The organism is Pseudomonas sp. PDM16 (genome assembly GCF_014851865.1).
GTDB lineage: Bacteria > Pseudomonadota > Gammaproteobacteria > Pseudomonadales > Pseudomonadaceae > Aquipseudomonas.
Map to the genome: position 1 here is coordinate 810,368 of NZ_JACVAM010000002.1, position 19,660 is coordinate 830,027.

The following is a 19,660-nucleotide window of genomic DNA, read 5'->3' on the forward strand; positions in this document are numbered from 1 at the left end:
TTTGAGTCTGGTTTCGCTTTTGAGCAAGTCAGGCTTGTGTGTCCACTATTAGGTCGAGTGTTGGTGGCAAGGTTGCGGCTTGCCTATCGAGTCGTCTCGCCTTGCCAGGATCACAACCATGATGGCATCCTGCCGCATAATACACCTCCAGGCCCTGTGGGCTCTCTTTGCTTCTGTCTGCCAAGTTGTTGGCGCTAGTTATAGCGGCAGCGCCCGGTCATGTGCAGTTGATCATTTTTCAAGGTTCCGGAGCACGGCATGTCGAAGCTGAACAGTCTGCAGGCGTTTCGCTGCATAGGTCTGACTGGCGTAGTAATTGGCCACATGACATTTGCGGAGGAAAAGTACGCAGGCTTGTCCTTGTTGCCAACGGCGATCAAGGACTTCAACCAGCTGTTCATTGACTGGTTCTTCGTTGTCAGCGGTTTCATCATGGTGATGGTGTCGCGTGGGCGATTCCAGGTGCCTAGGGAAATTCTCAAGTTCGCCTATGCCCGTGTGGCCAGGATCTATCCACCGTACTGGGTCTACTTCTTCATTACGCTGGCGGTGTTTCTCGCCATGCCTTCCTGGGTCAACAGCGCCCATGAGGGCCCCAATCTGTGGAAGTCGTTCTTCCTGGTGCCCGACGAGAGCCTGCCGCTGGTCATGGTCGCCTGGTCGCTGATTTTCGAGATGTGGTTCTATCTCGTGTTCACCTCGCTCATGTTCTGTAGCGAGCGCTACCTGCCCTGGATACTGGGTGGTTGGGCCGGATTGATCATCGGGATCAATCTGGTTGTTGATACCTCGAGCATGGGGCCAGTCCTGCGGCTCATCCTGCATCCCTACGCCGTCGAGTTCGTGCTCGGCAGTCTGATTGCGCTGTTCTATTTCAATCCCGTCAGCGAGCGTGTTTCCAATCGCCTCGCATTGGGCATGCTGCTGTTCGTTCCCCTCGTCGGCGTACCCGTGGGCTACAGTTTCGGTCTTTTCCGCGGTGAGGGACTGGTTCGGGTGTTCAGCCTGGGTTGTCTGTTCGGACTGCTCACGATCGGTGCCACCCTGCTGGAGCGTCGTGGCAAGTTGCGTATCCCCAGCATCATGGTCGCTATCGGTGATAGCTCTTACACGACCTACCTTTCCCACCTGCTCGTACTGGGAGTGGTCGGGAAGCTCTGGGTACTGCTGGGTCCTGCGACGCCGAGTGTGGCAGGCAATATCGTCCTCATCGTGCTCATGTTCACGGCGGTGATGGTGTATGGCCTGGTTGGCTTCCGGCTTATCGAGGAGCCACTGATGAACGGCGCGAACCGACTGGGCAAGCGGATGTTCAGTAGAAAACCGCCCCAGGAAGTGGGCGCCAAGATGGCGGCAAAGCCAGTCGAGTAATGGTAAGGGTATGAGAATCGATAGTCCGCGTCTGCGGCAGAACAACTTCGACCTCATTCGTCTGTTGCTGGCGCTGGCGGTATGCCTGCTGCATGCACATGAGTTATCGGGGGCAGCCGATCTGACGATCATCGATACGCTGCTGTCCGGAAAGATAGCCATCGAGTCGTTCTTCGTGATCAGTGGTTTCCTGATCTTCATGAGCTATGAGAAGTCACGCTCTCTGGCCGACTACGTCGAGAAGCGAAGCCGTCGGATCTATCCGGCCTATTTCCTGTCGGTCACGCTGGCGGCGATCCTGCTGTTTGGTATCAGCGACCGCTCGCTGACAGGATATTTCCTGTCGACCGATTTCTTTTGTTACCTGGGGTTCAACCTCGGGTTTCTGAATTTCCTGCAGCCGGATTTGCCCGGCGTGTTCACCGAGAATCGCCTGGCCTCGGTGAACGGTGCGCTGTGGACCATCAAGATCGAGGTGATGTTCTATCTGAGCGTGCCCGTGATCGTCTGGCTGAGCAGGAGGGCTGGCTACCTCCGTGTGCTGATCGCCTTGTACGTCGCCTCTACAGCCTACTCGCAGCTCATGCTGCACTTGCACCAGAGCACCGGGCGCGGGATGTACGAGTTGCTGGAGAAACAGTTGCCGGGGCAATTGCGTTTCTTCATTGCCGGCGCGTTGCTCTATTACCTCTTGCCCCTTTTCGAGCGCCACCTGAAATGGCTGCTGGCGTTTTCCGTCCTCTACTTCCTTGGTCGCTCGATAATCGAGATCGAGGCGCTCAAGCCCCTCGCTCTGGGTGTCCTGGTCATTTTCTTCGCGCTGTATAACTACGTCGGCAACTTCTGCAAGTTCGGCGACTTCTCGTATGGCGTCTACATCCTGCATTTTCCCATCGTGCAGACGCTGGTCCACTTCGGGGCCTTCGAGGCTCAACCCTGGCTGGCGCTGGGGGCGGCAGTGTGCCTGACGCTCTGCGGCGCTGCGTTGATGTGGCACGGAGTCGAGAAGCGCTGGCTGCTCAAGAACAGCCATTACGTACGAGCGGGGCAGGACGGCAAGCCAGAGGAAGGTGCTGCCGCGGGCGGCGCGCCTCGTTGAGGTCGTTCTAGCGTACCTGCCAGGGCCTGAGCAGCAGCGCCGAAGCCAGCATTAGCGCAAGCCCCGCTACGGTGGCAGCCCCGAGTTGCCACCAGCCACCCGGAACGTTCATTGGGATCAGCAGCGCCAGAATCGGCATGAGAAGGCCGGCTCCCCATTGCCGTTTCCAGTCCAGCTGCGCCAGCAGCCGCTGCTTGCGCATGAGCAGCAGACCGGTTAGCAGCACGCCCAGTAACGCCGCCACGGCGATGCCCTTCAAACCGAGCCACCAGGGCAGAAGCGATAGCAGCAAGGCATTCAGGGCATTGCCGCCCAACTCGCATGCCAGGGGCAGGCGGGTATCGCCAACTGCGTAGGCGTAGCGTGCCAGCAGGGCATTCCAGGCCGCGAACAGCAGTGTCAGGCTCAACCAGCCGAGCAGGGAGGCGAGGATGCCGCCGCTGGCCTGGGAGGGTAGCAGCAGGGCTATCAAGGGTTCTGCTGCCCCTACCACGCCGACCGCCACCGGCAGGGTCAACAGCGTGGCCATGGCCGTGCCACGCCTCAGCAGTGCTAGCCGCTCCGCTTCCGACTTGCCGCCCATCAGCCCCAGAAGCACCTGATTCAGGCTCATGAGCGCGACCATGGGCAGGTTGATCAGCTTTCGGGCGAAGTTAAGCCAGGTGACTGCGCCTTCGCCGAGCAGTGACGCCACCATCCTCTCCAGCAGGGCAAGACCCTGGCTGGCCAGGGTACTCGCCAGTAGCGGTGCGAGTCGTTGCAGCAACTGTTGACCGCAACGGTCTTTGGCTTGAACACGCCATGGGCGCCAGCCCATGCCTCGCATCGCCGGGAGTAGCGCCAGAGGCATCAGCAGGCTGCCCGCCACGCAGCTCATTGCCAGGCCGACTGGTTCGGCCTGGCCACCCTGCAGGGCCAGGTAAACTACCGGCGGAAAGTTGAACAGAAGAGAGCCGAGTCCCGCCAGCACGAAGCGGGCATGGGCCTGCAGGGGAATGCACAGCAAGGCATGCAGCAGGAAGCCCGGCACGCACCACGCCAGCAGCTGCAGGCTCTGCCGGGCGAGTATCTGGCCCTCAGCCGATAGGCCTGGGCCGATCAGCGAAACCCAGAGAGGTGCTGCCAGATGAAAGAGGATGGCGACGCCCAGCCCAACCGCGAGAACCCTGGATGTCAGCGCGGACAGCCAGGCTGCCTGTTGGGAGGCATCACGCTCCTGATACAGCGGCAGGGCTGCGGAGCTGAAGAGCCCGGTCGCCATCGCCATCCTTACTGCTTCGGGCAGGAACAGCGCTACCAGGAAGGCGTCGCTACGCAGGCTGGCTCCCCATGCGTCCACCAGTAACCATTCCCGGGCGAAGCCGGCGGCGAGTCCGATCAGAGTGGCGAGGGTCAGCCAGAGTGTGGAGCCGAACATCGGGTCAGGTTCTCTGAGGCTGTGCGGAGTCGCCTTCGGCTATCGCCTGGTCCGTTGCGCGCAGGCGGCGAGACTCCTGCAGATTCAGGGCGATCATTATCCAGAACAACCCGACCAGTACCGGCTGGAAGCCAAAATAGTGATCGAACAGGCCGCTGAATAGCGCTGCCAGCAGGCCGGCCGTCGTGCCCAGCCAGATGGCATTGTCCGATGTCAGGTCGATGCGGGCGCTGCGTGGGCGGGTTTCCTTCCACCAGCTCCAAGTCGCGGCGATGAACAGCAACATGCCGGGTAGGCCAAGCCGATAGATGAAGTTCAGCCAGAGGTTGGAAATACCGAGAAGGTCGGTTCCCGGGACTGGCGGCTCGACTTTGAAACCGATGCCGAAGGGGTATGCGGCCATTGCCCTTGGGAAGTTGGCGTATTCATCGAAACGGACCGAGGTACTGGCATCGCTGAACTCGAACATGGTCGAGATCCGCTCTTGCAGGGGCGGGTAGGACAGTACCAGCAGCAGTCCCAGTGCCGAGCCGGTGAGCAACAGACGACCGGTGAACGGTACGCGGCGTACTGCCATCCAGACCAGGACGACCGCCAGACTCACGAGAGCGCCGCGTGAGCCACTCAGCAGCAGAGCGATCACGCCAAGGACACCGGCTGAAATCCCCAGCGCCCGCCGCCAGCTTTGTCGGGTTATGCCGTAGCAGAGGGCCAGCGGAAGCACCAGCGCCATCGCTCCACCTAGAGTATTGGGGTGAATCCAGGGTGAACCCATCCGCAGGAAAACGGCACCGGACGTATCTCTGATGACTTCGTCCAGCGTGGCGTAGCCAAGCTTGGTGAGCAGGGGGTTTATTGCGGCGGCGGAGCGTTCTACCAGGAAAATCGGCAGCGACAGCAGCAGCATCGCCAGTGTGCCCAGCAGCAGCGCCTGGACCATTCGCTCACGGGTCGGCTCGTCATGCACCAGGCGCGCCACGAGGAAAAGCAGCGAGACGTTGGCCAGCCAGCGTATCCAGTTGGCGATGCCGCTGCCCTCGGCATTGACGGTAAGCTGGCCGACCAGAAATGGGAATGCACTGAACAGTATGAGCGCTAGCACGTAGCGCTCCGTAGGGCCCGCCGCCTGTTTCGTACGTGGTTCCTCGAAGATGTTCTGGAACATCACGCAAGCCCACACGACGAGGATGAGCAACTCGGATACCGTCGTCCGAACGCCGATACTGATGGTGGAGTAGGGAAGAAAGGTGGCTATCACTGCAAACAGCAGGAGGCCCAGCAGCGGGCGGCGGAGAAGGTTCAGCCCGATCACCATGGCGACTATCAGCACCGCCACTTTCAGCGGGGACAGAAACCACAGGAGAACGCCGAACAGCAGGCCCGCTGCGGCAGCGAGGGGCATCCCGAAGGAAGAACTCATGCCTGTAGCTCCTGCAGAAGCTCCGTCACCCTGGCTCTGTAGGGTTGCTCGGAAAAGCGCTGAGCCCAGGTGCGCAGGGCCTGGGGATCGCTGGGCCGAGCATGGGCCAGTTCATGCATCAACACCTCCAGTGCTGCTCCGTCGTGGGGGCTGAAGCGTGGGGTACCCGGCGGGACTATCTCGTCAAGAGAGGTGCCGCTTGCGACCGCAACTGGCGTGCCCGCAGCCATCGCCTCTATCACCGGCAAGCCGAAGCCTTCGGCGTATGACGGGTGCCATAAGCGTTCCGCTGCGTGATAGAGCCCTTGCAGCTCGGCATCGTCGAGTGTGGGCATCAGGTGTAGCCCCGCCAGGTTCCGCTGTTGGGGCGGAACGAACTCGCCGCCGCCGACTAGCACCAGGTCGGGAACCGTCGGGTCTGTCGAGCGGGCCTGGGCCCAGTGTTCCACGAACCAGGGGATGTTCTTGCGCGGCTCCCGCGTGCCAACGGCCAGCCAGAAACGCTTCGGCAGATCCGTGGGGGGGGCGGTTGGCTGCAGCGTGCAGGTGGGGACCAGATTGGGCAGGACCCGGACTTTGTCGGCAGCCCAGGGAAAGGTGCGTGCGACTTCATCCGCACTGAAACGGGAGGGTGTCCAGATTCGGTCTGCCACGCTCACAGAGTAGCGAATCGACAGGTTGTCGCTGATGCGATAGACCGTTTCGCGAAGCCAGGAGCTATGGCGATTCTTCAGGTGCAGCTGGAACAGGTCGTGAAGCTGCAGCACGTAGCGTATGCCTCGCGGGCGTGGCGGCAGGGGCAGCCCCATGTTGAAGGTGCTGATATGCACGTCTATGCCGGCCCGCTTCAATGCTGCTGGCAGGTAGCCGAGTTCGAAGCGCAGGCGGCGAGGCAGGCGATGCTGCCCATCGACGGAGCAGTCCCAAGCCGGGCAATGGGCCTTGGCCCTGATCGGATGATCCAGCGGAGCCGGGGTGAACAGCTGCAGTTCTACGCCGGGAAGGTCGCTCAAGACGGAGGCCAGCGCCACATTCTGGCGGCCTATGCCGTTGTTGGGGTTGCTTATCCCTGGACGGTAGTCCAACCCTACACGCATGCGTGGGTCTCCTTGGCGCGAGTGGTCAGGCAGTCGTCATAGACTGCCTCGAGCTGGCCGGCGGCCGATGCCCAGTCATGAGTTTGCTGAACATAGGCTCTGCCTGCCGCGCCGACAACTGCAGCACCAGCTGGATTCGCCAGCTGGCGCAATACCGCTCGGGCCAGGGCGTCGGCATCATCGCCGCCGTCATATTCGAGTCCAGGGCTGACGGCCAGGCCGGAAACTCCTTGTGAGGTAGTCACCACCGCCAGTCCTGCTGCCATCGCCTCCAGCACCTTGAGCTTCGAGCCGCCGCCCTGGCGTAGTGGAGCAAAGAAAAGCGCGGAGCGGGATTGCAGGGCCGTCAGATCCGGAACGAAACCATGCCATTCGATGCGGTGGTCCGGCCATCGCAGGGGCCAGTCCTGAGGCAGCGCATGGCCTGCTATCGTGATGCGTGCCGCTGGATATTCCTTCCATACTCTCGGCATCACATCGTTCATCGCCCACTCCACGGCATCGATATTCGGTGGATACTCGTAGTTGCCGATGAACAGCAGTCGGTCGCTATCGTAGGTGGGCGCCACGGCCGAATAGCGGGCGCAATCCACTCCATTGACTACCACGGGGACCGGCCCAGCGGTGATCCGGCCGAGCGTGACGGCGTCGGCTGCGGTTACCGCCACCACTCGTTCCGCCTGGCGCATGACGCGTTTCTCCCAGCGCCGGTAGCGCCACTGGTCGAGCAGGATCAGCGGCTTCATCCACGTGGGAAAGCGATCATAAGTGGCGCCTCCCAATGCAGACTCGACGTTATGCTCCGTCAGGATGAAGGGTTGCCCGGCTTGGCGCAGTGGTTTCTCGAACGGCTGGAAGCTATAGCTGTGCTCGATCTGGACGATGTCCCAGGGCTCCTCCAGCAGGTCGGCGAAACGCCTGGTCAGCGCTGGGGCGAAACCGTTGATGCTGGCAAGCATGGGTAGCGGTGACGCGACCAACGCAATCAGGGTCTTCAGGCTGCGCAGAGGGCGGCGTGGTAACACTATTAGGCGCTCCAGAAACGGCTCGAGCGCCTGACGGCTGTCCTCGTCCATGGGCGTCTTGCTCTGTACCAGCAGCGTGATGCGGTGACCTGCAGCAGCGAGCGTTCGCAGCAGATGATACTGACGCGTCTTGCCGCCACTGCTGGTGGGCCAGGGGAGATAAGGCAGTACCCAGAGGATCTTCAGCGACATCTATCAATCCCAGACCAGTAGTTGCAGGCTGGGCTTGAGCTGCACCGACAGATTGCCACCGTCCGTGGCCAGGTTTTGCTCCTTGCCACTGAGGGGGTCGTACAGCGTGGCCTGCCGGGCGCCGGGAAGCTGCAGCTTGCCGGCCGATGCACTCCATAGCATCAGTAGCCGGCGCCCATCGTTGCGCTTCCACGCGATGCTGTAGAGATCCTTCGGCGCGTTGGAGAACGCAGGAGGGTCCGCCGGGGCAAGTTTCGGGCCGGTCACCCGGAGGAAATTCTTCAGCGCCTGATAGACCGGCTTCGGATTGCCATTCAGATCCAGCAGCCCGTATGACTGATCACGAACGCTCGCACGGGCATCCAGATCGCTCAGGTTGAACAGGAATATGCGGTCGAAATCCAGAGCGCTCATCAAGGCGAGCCGGCGCAGGGTGTAATCCGCCTGTCCGGAGACGCCGATGATGGCCTGCATTTCCTCGGGGCCTGCGTAGCTGGACCAGCCCCACTCGGTCGCCCAGATCTGCTTGACGCCTGCGCCACGAAGCCCGCCGTTGATATAGCGAACGGTGTCTAGAAGCTCGTTCTTGCCTACCGAGTTGCCTTCGGGGTACTCGGTGTAGGGGTGGTAGGAGACGATGAGGTTCTTGCTGGCAAGCCCTTTTTCCAGCAGCGCCTTGAGCATCAGCTCCATATTGCGCGATGGCATCTGGCTGAAGTAAGCCATGCCGGCGGTGCCAAGTGGTTTATCGGGAAAGCGCCGGCGCACGGTATCGACAGCGTCGACCAGTAATGCGGCATAGGCGTTGGGGTCTTCCCGGGGGCGCCAGAAGGAGGGGAGGTTGGGTTCGTTCCAGATCTGCCAGGCCTGGAAGCTCGGATAGCGCTCGATGAATCGGGTCAGACTGTCGCTGTAGAGGCGATTGTTGGTCGGAGGATATGAGTCCTGGTAGGGTGAGTTGGCTGGGGCGCTGGTGGCGAACGGCGCCGATCCCGCCAGGAAACCCACGGGTTTCAGTTGATTTTCGATCATCGCCTGGGCGGCTTCGTCGAAGGGGCGGTAGTACTGACCGCGGGTAGGCTCAAGTATGGCCCAGTGCATGGCGATGCGAACCCATTGCAGGTCCAGTTCGCGCAGACGGGTCATCTGCTTGCGGTAGTTGGCCTCAGGGAAGAAGTGGAATTGGGCATTGACCCCCAGGTAGTCCTTCCATACTACGGTTCTGCTGGGTTTCAGGCTGGTGATTTCTGCCTCGGCATCGCGCACGCTGAATACGGCGGCGCCCACCACCAGGCAGGCTATGGGAAGCATCAGCCAGAGATAGCGTCTGTTCCGCATGATTTCTATCCTCCACACAGATCGGCAAACAGCGCCTTGAAACGCTTCGCGGTTACCGACCAGAGCCGTTCCCGCCCGATTTCGGCGGCCCGTCCGGCCCACTGCTGGCAAAGCTGTGGTTGCTCCAGCAGGTCTTGCAGTCGGGCGGCCAACGCCTGGACATCGCCCTGAGGAAACGTGGTGCCATTACCCGTCGAGACTTCCTCCGCAAAAGCCCGTGCGTCGGAGGTGATTGCTCCTCGACCACAAGCCGCTGCCCAGGACAGCGCGCCACTGGTGCCACGTTGGGCGCCCAGCAGCGACAGCTTCTTCGACTCCCGGTAAGGCAGCACCATCACGTGATGTGCCTGGATCTGCTCCGCGATTTCGGTCGCAGGGATGTCCAGACGCCATTCGATCAGCGACGCCAGTCCCTTTTCGACAATGCGCCGACGCAACTGATCGAGATAACTTTCGCCGGGTTCGAAGGCTGTCTCGGGGGCGCTGCCACCCGCGAGTGTAAGCTTCAGACGTTCGGCAGCATGCGGCTGCCGCTCGATGACCAGTGCCAGGGCATCGAGCAGGTCTTCGATACCCTTGCCCCGATAGATGAACCCGAAATACAGCAGTCGTATGGGAGCGAGAGGGGGGAGCGGAGCGGGAGCGAGCTCCTGGTTGCCATGGTGGATGACATGCACCTTGTCTGCATCCAGGCGCATCCGCTTGATCAGACACGCGCGTCCTGTCGCGGTCAGGGTGATCAGACCACTCAGGCTGCCTGCCAGGCGGCGCTCTTCATGGAGGCACAGTGGGTCAGCCAGCACCGTTGCCGCTTGCGGCCAGGGAGAGGGCAGGGAGCTGGCCAGGGACAGCGGCCATGGCAGCGACGCCCGGCGCCAGACCAGGCGCTCGGGATCATGGACGGTTGCGGTCAACGGCAACTGCGGGAAACGTGTGCGCAGTTCGCGCAGCGCATGAAACTCGGCGAGGCGCCCGCCGCCCAGTTCGGCATGCACCAGATCGACGGTGCTCCAGTCGAATGCCTGTACCCTGCCGACGGCTCGCTCCGGATCATTGCCGCAACCGGCCAACGGAGTGACCACCTCGACACCGGACACTTCCAGCGCGGCGCGCAGCAGCGCGGCGTAATCGGCTATTCCGGTTTGCTCGGGTGGCAAGGGCGCGAGCAGGGCAACTCGCATCAGAATGCGCCCCGCGCCTTGGCCATTACCTGCAGGACTCGGTCGGGCACTTCAAAGCGACGCCGGTTGATGATGACGCCATCTACTTTGGCGAATGCGGTGTTCAGTATGTTGATGGCGTGAGCCACTGTCGGCACGTTGCTCTGCTGGGCTTCGACGACCAGCGCGACCAGATCTGCGCTGCGCAGGCTGACGAAGGCCTGGGGGTTCGAGAGCAGGGCCGAGGCATCCAGCAGTACGACTTCTCCCGGTTGAGCCGGACCATCACCAATACGGACCTTGTGGCCGCGCTCCTCAAGCAGCTGGCGCAGGTGGCCGATGATGAAGCTGACGCCCTCGCCGCGTCTCGCTGCCGTCAGGCCCAGGACCAGGCCGTGTTCCGCGATCCGGTCGAGTGGCAGCAGCCCATAGAGGCGATAGAGCGCTGCGACGAAGCCGCTGTTCCTGGTCGGGTCGCCGGTGACTTCTGGCAGCGAGGTCCACAGCGGAATACCGAACTTGCTGGCAAAGCGGCCGCCATCATGGATGCGTTGATCAAGCAGGTAGCAGAGATAGACCACCAGGAAGCCGACCAGAACACTCAGCGGCAGCGCCAGCAAGATCATCAGCAGGCTCTTGGGGAACACCCGGCTGGGGTTGAAGGTGGCTTGTTCGATGATGGCTATGTTGCTGATGCGGCTGTTGTCCAGCTCGCGGTCGATGCGAGCCTTCTCCAGGCTTTCGTTGTAGAGCACGAAGTTCTTCTCGGCCGCTGCCAGTTCGCGCTGCATGCGAGCGAGGTCGGGCTCTACGGAAAGCGCTTTGGCTCGTTCGTCCTCGAGTAGCTTGAGTTGCTCGTCCTGGCGGATCAGCTGTGCCTTAAGGCGAGCGAGATCGGACTGCTGGTCCATGAAGTTGCTGCGTAGGCGCTCGGCAATCGGGTTCGGTGCCTGGTTCTGCGAGACCTGGATGTTGGCCGACTCGGCTTTGATTCGCTTCTGCAGGTAGGCGATGTTTTCGTCGATGCTCTTAACCGGCGGTGCATTTTCGGTGAAGGTGCGTAGCAGGTCTTCCCGCTCCGCCAGCTTGGCATTGAGCGTTCGCAGCAGATCCTGATGGATCGGATTCAGGGCCATTTCCCGAACGGTTCGTACCTCGGCCGGCAGACTGCGGATCTGCTGGTCGAGCGTGGCGAGGCTTCCTTCGGTCGAGGAAATCAGGCGCCAGGTGTTGAAGCGGTCGCCACGCAGCTGGTTGATTCGCTCGGAGAGATTCTGCAGGTGTGCTTCGATGCCGACGGCGCCCAGCTCGTTCAGGCGTGCTGCAAGCTCCTTCTTGTACTTGAGGATGTCAGCGGTACTGGTTTCGCTCTGGGTCAGATAGAAGTCATAGAGGCTGCGGCGGCCGAGCGCCCGGGTCCGCTCTTCCATGTAGAGGTCGACCCAGCTCTGGACTACCGATTGCGCAACCGCTGGGTCGCTCCAGCGGAAGGTGATCTCCATGACCGATGAGCCAGGGGCGTGGCTTACGCTGAAGTTTTTGGTCAGTTTGGTGGCCAGGCGATCAACGGGAGTCTGCTCTTCCGAGAGTCCGAGCAACTGGAAGAAATCCCGGACCAGCTCAAGAGCTGCACTCGTTGCCTTGCCAACGTAGTACTTGGTGGTAGCGAGGAAGCCTTCGGGGCGCGGCGCGTCGGCCAGTTGTTCAAGATAGCGCTCGGCAACCTGGCGACTGATGGGGCGGCCGGTGAGCATGCGCTCCTCGTCCAGGATGGGGTCGCGCTGGGTAGCCGGCATGATGATGGACTGCCGGTCTGCCACTTCGATGGGCATGGTGTTGGTGTCGCGGCCCGGCTTCACCAGCAGGCGGGCGCTTGATTCGTAGGAGGTTGGCAGCAGGAACGCGCCGAGCACCACCATCGCGAATGTAGCAAGGACCGCCAGTTTGAATTCTCGAAAGAATATGAAGAACAGGCGCAGAAGATCACGGAATGTGCGGATTTCGATCATGGGCTGTTCCCTAGCGATTAATTGTCGTTGCCACGGAGGTCATAGTTGGCCCCGATGCCGATTGACTTGGTGAAAGGAATCAGCTGATTGAGATACAGATCGACACCCTCGATACGGTCTCCCACACCGGATTTGGGTACGAACACCACGTCTCCCCGTTGCAGCGCGATGGCCTGCCTGCCCTGGTCTCCGCCGTGGAGAAGCTGGCTGAAGTCGACGAAGTAGGTCTTGTACCGCCCATCCACATCCGAACGCAGTAGCGCAACGTGGCGACTGTCGGCGTTCGGCATGACACCGCCAGCGGCGATGATCGCTCGCTCGAGCGTCGTGGCGATATTGGTCGGATAAGGCTGGGGGTTGCGCACCGAACCACCCACGAAGACTGTGTTGCCCGGGGCCTGGTTGATGTTCACGGTAACGCCCGGCTCGCGATAGTAAGGAGCCATGCGCTCGCGCAGCGTGGTTGCCAGTTGCTCGGTTGTCTTGCCCGCCGCCTCCACCCTGCCGATGAAGGGGTAGAAGAAGGCGCCGTCGTTCATCACGGTGTACAGCGTCAGCTCGTAGATGGAGTTGGCTGTGAAGGCCGAGATGGTAGGTGTCTCACCGCTCTCGCGAACGATGCGCAAGACATCACCCGGATAGATACGCTCCTGCACCGGCGGCAGGTCGACGAGGGTCAGCGCGGCTGCCTGGCCGGCTTCGACAGTGTCGGAGTCGGGCAGGCCGACACGGGCCGGAGTGGTGCAGGCCGCCAGGCCCAACGTCAGAACAAGCAGCAGAAACGCTCTCATGATGGGGACTTTCCTTTGAGAACCAATATTCACTTCCAGTAACCCGGAAACATGCTGAGTCGGCGTTTCAGAGCGACATCGAAGAGGTGTTCTTTCTGCCCGAGACGATAGCCCAGAAGCTTCATGGCCGTGCGCAGCAGCACTTCCGGTACTCGCCAGAGCGCGCCAGCGGCTGACAATGCCCGTAGTTCAGCCTTGACGTAGCGCAATCCTTCTCCGCTGGCTGAGCCGAATGCCTCGCGAATCCAGCTTTCACGCCCATAGAAAACGCCGATGTCGAAGTAACGGCGAAACTCCTCGACGATGCGGTAATCGTGTGAGTGGTAGACCTCGGCAGCCGCGGCATAGCGAACGGCGAAGCCGGCCATCAGCATCCGCGCGGCGACGTAGGCATCCTCGCTGCCGATCACGTCTTGGGGGAATCCGTCTACGGCCTCCAATGCATCGCGTCGATAGGCCGAGAAGGAGTCGGAGCTGAAGCAGGTCTTGATGCCGAGCTTGGATGTATCACGTAGGCGCTTGGTACGGCCGTCGGCGGGGTAGTTGAAACGCCGCGACTGAGCGCCGAGCAAGCCTGCGCCTGGATGTGGCAGCTGGCGCCCGTAGGCCACGCCAATGTCGTCCTCGCTGCACAGATCGCCGACGATGCGCGCGAAACTATCGGGCCTTGCCGGAATGGCGTCCTGGGTCAGATAGATTAGTACGTCCGCCTCTACCTGCTGGCTGGCCAGGCGACGCGTGCCGCCGTGGTTGAACTGGTCGGGCGTGATCACCTCGACGCGTGCGCCAGCTTCCCGCAGGCGTGCCACCGTGCTGTCGCGCGAAGAGCTGTCTATCACCAGAAATTCATCCGGCTGCAACGTCTGGGCGGCGAGAGCAGGCAGCAGACGGTCGAGATGAGCGCCCGCGTTGCGAGTCGGGATGATCAGGGCGGTGCGCATCAGGATTTCGTCTCGGTACTCGCGATGCGGCCGTAGATGTCCTCGAAGCGAACGATGTCGTCTTCACCCAGATATTCGCCGCTCTGCACCTCGATCATGACCAGGTCGATGATGCCTGGATTGCTGAGGCGATGGCTGTGGCCGGCGGGAATGAAGGTGGACTGGTTGGTATCCAGCAGGAAATCACGTTCGCCATTGACCACCCTGGCCATGCCGCTGACCACTATCCAGTGCTCGCTGCGGTGGTGGTGCATCTGTAGCGACAATGCCGCTCCCGAGCGAACCACGATGCGCTTGATCTTGAAGTTGGAGCCTTCCTCGATGACGCTGTAGGTACCCCAGGGGCGATTCACCGTGCGGTGTAGCCGATAGGCCTCATGCCCTCGCCGTTTGAGCTCCTGGACCACGTACTTGACGTCCTGACTGCGGTCGGCATCGGCGATCAGCAATGCGTCCGGGGTGTCCACTACGATCAGGTCTTGCACCCCTACGGCCCCAATCAGTCGACTGGGACTGTCTATGAAGCAGTTGCGTACATCGTGAAGAATGGCTTCGCCGTTGACCTGGTTGCCGGCCTCATCGCTGGGTGACAGCTCGCGCATGGCTTGCCAGGAGCCGATGTCGCTCCAACCCAGGTCGCAAGGCACTACGGCAACCTTGTCCGAACGCTCCATCAGGGCATAGTCGATCGAGATATCGGGCGCGAGCGCGAAGGTGCCCTGGGGAAGCTCGCACTGAGTGGAGTGCTCACCGCGCAGAAGCGCCGAGCCGTTCAGGCTCATGCGGGCATTTTCCAGCACGTCCGGGGCGTGACGCGCCAGCTCGTCGAGCAGATTGTCCACCTGCAGGCAGAACATGCCCGCATTCCATAGATGGTTGCCGCCGTCTACATACGCCTGCGCGGTTGTGCTATCCGGTTTTTCAACGAAGCGCTCTACGCGTTGCCCGCCGCCGGCCAGTGCCTCTCCCGCTTCGATATAGCCATAGCCCGTTTCGGCGCGAGTCGGCTGGACACCAAAGGTTGTCAGGTATCCGCTACTAGCGAGATTACGGGCTAGCGAAACCGCCTGGGCAAAAGCATCCTCGTCGCCGATCAAGTGATCGGCGGGAAGAATCAGCAACTGGCTGTGATCACCGTACTCACGCTGCGCATACAGAGCTGCTACGGCGATGGCTGGGGCAGTATTGCGGCCACAGGGCTCCAGGATGAAGTCCAGTGGCAGATGGCGCGCATCGACTTCACGGTAGTGATCCTGCGTGCCGAACACGAGCTCGCGATTGGTCACGGTGATCACGCGATCCACACCGGGCAGGCGACTGGCGCGCAGGAAGGTTTTTTGCAGCAGGCTTTCGCCGTCAGGCAAACGCATGAAAGGCTTCGGGCGAGCCTCGCGCGACACTGGCCAGAGGCGGGTCCCGGAACCGCCGGCGACGATGCAGGGAATCAGGGCGCTCATCAGTATGCCTCCTTGGTCACCACGATGGCCGGCAGCGTTCGGCAAAGAATGTAGAGGTCGAACCAGACCGACCAATGTTCGATGTATTCCAGATCGAACTCGACGCGCTTCTCGATTTTCTCGAGCGTGTCCGTTTCCCCGCGATATCCGTTGATCTGTGCCCAGCCGGTGATGCCGGGCTTCACCCGGTGCCGGGCACTATAGGTCTCGACTGCGTCCTCGAAGAGAATGCCGGCAGCCTTGGTAGCTGTGGCATGCGGGCGCGGTCCGACCATCGACATGCTGCCCAGCAGGACGTTGAACAGTTGTGGAAGCTCGTCCAGGCTGGTACGGCGGATGAATGCACCTACCCGAGTGATACGGGAGTCTCCGCGGGTGGTCTGTTTCTCGGCGTTCGCGTCGGCCATCTTGTGATGCATCGAGCGGAACTTGTAGACCTCGATCAGTCGGTTGTTGTAGCCGTAGCGCTTCTGCCGGAACAGCACAGGACCTGGGGAGTCCAGTTTGATAGCGATGGCCACCAGCGCCATGAGCGGCGAAATGGCGATCAGGGCAAGGCTGGCCAGAATCAGGTCCTCGAGGCGCTTGATCAACGGCGACCAGCCGCGTAGCGGCAGTTCCGAGGCATTGAACATCGGCAGGCCGGATACTTCCGTGATGCGATTGTGGGAGTGACGCAGCGCCAGCATGTCGGGAGCGAGCAGCACGGTAACGGGCAGTTTGCGCAGGCGGGCGACGACATGGCCGATGCGGGTCTCTGCGCTCCAGGGCAGGGCGACCAGAACCTGTTGCACACGATCTTCGCGGATCATCTGCTCCAGCAGCTTGGTGTCACCCAGTACCGGCAGGTTGGCCAGCGTATCCTCGACCCGCGTGTTGCGATCGTCGATGAAACCGATCAACCCAAGGCGTATGTCGGCGTTGCGTTGCATGTATTCGGCGATTCTCACGCCGTTGTCGGTGCCGCCCAGTATTACCGCGTTCTGTAGATGGCGGCCGGTGCGTGCCAGCAGATGCAGGCCACCTAACAGCAGCAGGCGCTCTGCACCGAGTAACAGGAGTACGGCCACGAACCAGGTCAGTAGTTGCTGTATGGGTATGAGCGGGAAGAGCCCCAGAGCCTGGTGCATGAATGCCAGAAGGGAAAAAGCCGCCAGCCAGCTGAAGAACATGAGCCGGAAGCGCAGCATGTTGCTGAATAGCTCGTCGTCGTAGACGCCGGTGGACTGGAAGATCAGCACTGTGATCAAGCCGAAGAACACCAGCAACGCTGCATAGTGTTCGGTCAGCGCGCTTTCACCGTTCAGTGCCCAGGTCAGCAGCACGCCGGGCAGCACTGCGGTGAATCCGTGCAGGAGCCGTGTAAAGGCAACGAAATACTGAACGAAGCCCACTTTGGTAATGGGCTGCTTATCGATCGATTGCGGGCGCAAAAAACTCCCTCCCGGACGGCCTGCTTCCTGGCCAGCGGTTCTGGATTCAATAGTTGACAAGGGCAGTCAATTTATTGGCGAGTGTTTTTCGGTGTCCGTTCATCGCCGATTTTTTGTCGATTTGATCACAGATTATCGTGCGTCGGCAAACTATTGATAATGGCCTTCTGATACTGCTCACGATACATCCCTGGCGTCATACCGGTCCAGACTTTGAAGCTCCGATGAAACGATCTCGACTCTGTAAAACCAAGGTAGCTGGCGATGTCCTGGATCGCCAGATCGCTGCGTAGCAGGTAGTGCTGCGCCAGTTCCTGGCGCAGCTGGTCGAGGATTTCCTGGTAGCTGGTGCCGGCCTGTTGCAGGTGACGCTGCAGGGTGCGCACCGTCATGTGGAATTTCTCGGCGACCTTTTCCTTGCGCGGCAGGCCGTCCTTGAGCAGCAGGCGCAGGGCGTTCTTCACCCGTTGCGGCAGCGGCTCGTTGTCGTCCAGCCCGGCCATCATGGTCAGTGCGTGTTCTTCCAGGGTGCGCAGCAGGTTGGCGTCGGCCTGGCGCAGGGGAATGCTCAGGTAGTCCAGCGGCACCAGCAGGGCGTTGCTCGGTTGCTCGAACTGCACCGGGCAGCCGAATACCTCTTCATATTCCGATTGCTCGGCCTCAGTGGAGCGCGAGTGCTCGAACCAGACCTCGCGCGGCGAGCGGTCCATGTCGGCGATCCAGCGGGCGTAGAGCATCCACGACGCCAACACGTTCTCCACCATATGCCGACGAATGCCCGGGTGCTCATGGCGGCAGTTCCAGATCAGCCGCACATGGTCGCCGGCCAGTTCCACGCAGCTGGTGCCCATGTCTCCGACCAGTTTCTCGTAGGGCACGATGCGGCTCATCGCTTCGCCCAGGGTCGCGCAGTTCATGGTGATGTAGCCGAGCACGCTCCATGAGCCGGGTTGCACATAGCGCGCGGCATGCAGGCCGAACAGCGGGTCGCCGGAGACCTGCATCAGGTGCTCCAGCAGGCGCTCGTGCACCTCGCTGGGCAGGCGTTTGCCGTTGTCCGCCAGGTCCTCGGCGCTGATGCCTGCAACGGCGCGAGCGGCTTCCACGTCCAGGCCGAGGTGTTCGGCGTGACGCAGATACTTGAGCAGGGCGGGGACCGAGGTATAGCCGAGGGTCAACATGGTTGATTCTTGTTGTTCTGCTTGTCTTGATTGGCGACAGCCGCTGTCCCGATTCGACAGTGACCGGAGCGGGCGGCTGGCTAGTATAGGCAGCCATCGATCATCAGCGGAACTGTGAGGAAAGGACGGATGCGACGTTGGAACGGATGGGGCGACGAAGCCACCCAGGTTGAACTGCCGGCGCATGGCGGCGCCTTCCTCGCCGAGCGCGTTGGCGCTGGCCAGCGTCTGGCCGACGCCAGCCTGGAACAGGTACTGGCCCGCGTGCCGCAGTCGCGCCTGAGCGCTCGCCATCCGCTGGTCAGTGTCGATGCCGAAGTGCGGGTGCGTCATGCCCGCGGCCAGAGCCTGCCGGACTGGCTGGCCATGCGCTCCGGCGATTTCGGCGTGTTCCCCGATGGCGTGGCCTTGCCGGAAACTGCCACGCAGATTCGTGAGCTGCTGATCTGGGCGCAGCAGCAGGACGCCATCGTCATCCCCTACGGCGGCGGCACGTCGGTGGCCGGGCACATCAACCCGGCAGCAGGTGACAAGCCGGTGCTGACCCTGTCGCTGGAGCGCATGACCCAACTGCTCGACCTAGATGAGCAGAGCCAGATCGCCACCTTCGGCCCCGGCGCCAGCGGCCCGCAGGTGGAGGCGCAACTGCGCGCCCGCGGCTACACCCTCGGTCACTTCCCGCAGTCCTGGGAGCTGTCCACCCTCGGCGGCTGGGTGGCCAGCCGCTCCAGCGGCCAGCAGTCGCTGCGCTACGGGCGCATCGAGCAGCTGTTCGCCGGCGGCAAGGTCGAGACCTTCGCCGGCACCCTGGAGATTCCGACTTTCCCGGCCTCGGCCGCCGGCCCGGACCTGCGCGAGTTGATTCTCGGCAGCGAAGGGCGTTTCGGGGTGATCTCCGAGGTGCGCGTGCGTGTGACCAAGCTGGCCGAGCAGGAGAAGTTCTTTGCCGTGTTCCTGCCCAGCTGGCAGCAGGCCCTGGCCGGTATTCGCGCCCTGGCCCAGGCGCGCGTGCCGCTGTCGATGCTGCGCCTGTCCAACGCCATCGAGACCGAGACCCAGCTGGCCCTGGCCGGCCACCCCGAGCAGATCGCCCTGCTGGAGAAATACCTGGCCTTGCGTGGCGCCCGCGCCGGCAAGTGCATGCTGACCTTCGGCGTCACCGGCAATCGCGCGCAGAACGCCCTGTCGGTCAAACAGGCCAAGCGCATCCTGCGCGCCGAGGGCGGCGTGTTCACTGGCACCTTGCTGGGCAAGAAGTGGGCGGAAAACCGCTTCCGCTTCCCCTACCTGCGTCACGGCCTGTGGGAAGCCGGCTACGCGGTGGACACCCTGGAGACGGCGACCGACTGGAGCAACGTCGACAATCTGCTGAACAAGGTCGAGGCCAGCCTGCGCCAGGGGCTGGCGGACGAGGGCGAGCAGGTCCACGTGTTCACCCACCTGTCCCACGTCTATGGCGAGGGTTCGAGCATCTACACCACCTACGTGTTCCGCCCGGGCAGCAGTTACGAGCAGACCCTGGCGCGCTGGAGCAAGCTCAAGCACGCGGCCTGCCAGACCATCGCCGGCAACCGCGGCACCATCAGCCACCAGCATGGCGTCGGTCGCGACCACGCGCCGTACCTGGCCGCGGAGAAGGGCGAGCTGGGCATGGCGGCGCTCAAGGCCATGGCCCAGCACTTCGACCCTGAACAGCGTTTGGCCCCTGGCGTACTGCTGGAAGACTGAG

Annotated in this window: 15 protein-coding genes; 3 read left to right on the forward strand and 12 right to left on the reverse strand. The window is 62.1% G+C overall.

What is annotated here, in order from left to right; translation table 11 throughout:
- Positions 1–258 precede the first annotated feature (258 nt).
- Positions 259–1,371, forward strand: coding sequence for an acyltransferase family protein (locus tag IB234_RS10295; RefSeq protein ID WP_192317144.1), 1,113 nt, complete (start codon positions 259–261; stop codon positions 1,369–1,371).
- A 10-nt stretch (positions 1,372–1,381) separates the two neighbouring features.
- The gene (locus IB234_RS10300) at positions 1,382–2,470 is read left to right on the forward strand and encodes an acyltransferase family protein (protein ID WP_192317146.1); all 1,089 of its coding nucleotides are present in this window, start codon (positions 1,382–1,384) and stop codon (positions 2,468–2,470) included.
- 7 nt (positions 2,471–2,477) lie between these two features.
- Here IB234_RS10300 and IB234_RS10305 read toward each other — a convergent pair whose 3' ends face one another.
- The 12 genes from IB234_RS10305 to IB234_RS10360 form a co-directional block, all read right to left on the reverse strand.
- Positions 2,478–3,887, reverse strand: a complete 1,410-nt coding sequence (locus tag IB234_RS10305; protein WP_192317148.1) for a lipid II flippase MurJ — start codon at positions 3,885–3,887, stop codon at positions 2,478–2,480.
- A gap of 4 nt (positions 3,888–3,891) precedes the next feature.
- Positions 3,892–5,307, reverse strand: a complete 1,416-nt coding sequence (locus IB234_RS10310) for an O-antigen ligase family protein (RefSeq protein ID WP_192317150.1) — start codon at positions 5,305–5,307, stop codon at positions 3,892–3,894.
- Complete coding sequence (locus tag IB234_RS10315; protein ID WP_192317152.1) at positions 5,304–6,404, reverse strand: glycosyltransferase family 4 protein; 1,101 nt, start codon at positions 6,402–6,404, stop codon at positions 5,304–5,306. The genes IB234_RS10310 and IB234_RS10315 overlap by 4 nt, the downstream gene beginning before the upstream one ends.
- Complete coding sequence (locus IB234_RS10320) at positions 6,395–7,615, reverse strand: glycosyltransferase family 4 protein (protein ID WP_192317806.1); 1,221 nt, start codon at positions 7,613–7,615, stop codon at positions 6,395–6,397. Before IB234_RS10320 ends, IB234_RS10315 begins: the two co-directional genes overlap by 10 nt.
- Positions 7,616–7,624: 9 nt before the next feature.
- Positions 7,625–8,932 (reverse strand): beta-xylosidase, encoded by a 1,308-nt coding sequence (locus IB234_RS10325; protein WP_412547918.1) that lies wholly within the window; start codon positions 8,930–8,932, stop codon positions 7,625–7,627.
- A gap of 32 nt (positions 8,933–8,964) precedes the next feature.
- On the reverse strand, positions 8,965–10,140 hold the full coding sequence (locus IB234_RS10330; protein ID WP_192317156.1) for a glycosyltransferase: 1,176 nt from the start codon (positions 10,138–10,140) through the stop codon (positions 8,965–8,967).
- Positions 10,140–12,128 (reverse strand): GumC family protein, encoded by a 1,989-nt coding sequence (locus IB234_RS10335; RefSeq protein ID WP_192317158.1) that lies wholly within the window; start codon positions 12,126–12,128, stop codon positions 10,140–10,142. The genes IB234_RS10330 and IB234_RS10335 overlap by 1 nt, the downstream gene beginning before the upstream one ends.
- Before the next feature lie 17 nt (positions 12,129–12,145).
- Positions 12,146–12,919, reverse strand: coding sequence for a polysaccharide biosynthesis/export family protein (locus IB234_RS10340; protein ID WP_192317160.1), 774 nt, complete (start codon positions 12,917–12,919; stop codon positions 12,146–12,148).
- Between the two features lie 29 nt (positions 12,920–12,948).
- Entirely contained in the window at positions 12,949–13,860 is a 912-nt protein-coding gene (locus IB234_RS10345; protein WP_192317162.1) for a glycosyltransferase family 2 protein, read from the reverse strand.
- Positions 13,860–15,317, reverse strand: coding sequence for a mannose-1-phosphate guanylyltransferase/mannose-6-phosphate isomerase (locus tag IB234_RS10350; protein WP_192317164.1), 1,458 nt, complete (start codon positions 15,315–15,317; stop codon positions 13,860–13,862). Before IB234_RS10350 ends, IB234_RS10345 begins: the two co-directional genes overlap by 1 nt.
- Positions 15,317–16,750: an undecaprenyl-phosphate glucose phosphotransferase gene (locus IB234_RS10355; RefSeq protein ID WP_192317166.1), complete on the reverse strand. Its 1,434-nt coding sequence runs from the start codon at positions 16,748–16,750 to the stop codon at positions 15,317–15,319. Before IB234_RS10355 ends, IB234_RS10350 begins: the two co-directional genes overlap by 1 nt.
- Positions 16,751–16,875: 125 nt before the next feature.
- Positions 16,876–17,931, reverse strand: coding sequence for an AraC family transcriptional regulator (locus IB234_RS10360; protein ID WP_192317168.1), 1,056 nt, complete (start codon positions 17,929–17,931; stop codon positions 16,876–16,878).
- Between the two features lie 129 nt (positions 17,932–18,060).
- On the opposite strand from IB234_RS10360, the gene IB234_RS10365 reads away from it, so the two are divergent.
- Positions 18,061–19,659, forward strand: a complete 1,599-nt coding sequence (locus IB234_RS10365) for an FAD-binding oxidoreductase (protein WP_192317170.1) — start codon at positions 18,061–18,063, stop codon at positions 19,657–19,659.
- The last annotated feature ends 1 nt before the right edge of the window (position 19,660 follow it).

Excerpts from the sequence above, each read along its gene's own strand:
- IB234_RS10310 (WP_192317150.1), bottom strand. The coding sequence starts at position 5,307 with ATGAGTTCTTCCTTCGGGATGCCCCTCGCTGCCGCAGCGGGCCTGCTG.
- IB234_RS10365 (WP_192317170.1), top strand. The coding sequence starts at position 18,061 with ATGCGACGTTGGAACGGATGGGGCGACGAAGCCACCCAGGTTGAACTG.
- IB234_RS10340 (WP_192317160.1), bottom strand. The coding sequence starts at position 12,919 with ATGAGAGCGTTTCTGCTGCTTGTTCTGACGTTGGGCCTGGCGGCCTGC.
- IB234_RS10300 (WP_192317146.1), top strand. The coding sequence starts at position 1,382 with ATGAGAATCGATAGTCCGCGTCTGCGGCAGAACAACTTCGACCTCATT.
- IB234_RS10295 (WP_192317144.1), top strand. The coding sequence starts at position 259 with ATGTCGAAGCTGAACAGTCTGCAGGCGTTTCGCTGCATAGGTCTGACT.
- IB234_RS10330 (WP_192317156.1), bottom strand. The coding sequence starts at position 10,140 with ATGCGAGTTGCCCTGCTCGCGCCCTTGCCACCCGAGCAAACCGGAATA.
- IB234_RS10325 (WP_412547918.1), bottom strand. The coding sequence starts at position 8,932 with ATGCTTCCCATAGCCTGCCTGGTGGTGGGCGCCGCCGTATTCAGCGTG.
- IB234_RS10360 (WP_192317168.1), bottom strand. The coding sequence starts at position 17,931 with ATGTTGACCCTCGGCTATACCTCGGTCCCCGCCCTGCTCAAGTATCTG.
- IB234_RS10315 (WP_192317152.1), bottom strand. The coding sequence starts at position 6,404 with ATGCGTGTAGGGTTGGACTACCGTCCAGGGATAAGCAACCCCAACAAC.
- IB234_RS10335 (WP_192317158.1), bottom strand. The coding sequence starts at position 12,128 with ATGATCGAAATCCGCACATTCCGTGATCTTCTGCGCCTGTTCTTCATA.
- IB234_RS10345 (WP_192317162.1), bottom strand. The coding sequence starts at position 13,860 with ATGCGCACCGCCCTGATCATCCCGACTCGCAACGCGGGCGCTCATCTC.
- IB234_RS10305 (WP_192317148.1), bottom strand. The coding sequence starts at position 3,887 with ATGTTCGGCTCCACACTCTGGCTGACCCTCGCCACTCTGATCGGACTC.
- IB234_RS10350 (WP_192317164.1), bottom strand. The coding sequence starts at position 15,317 with ATGAGCGCCCTGATTCCCTGCATCGTCGCCGGCGGTTCCGGGACCCGC.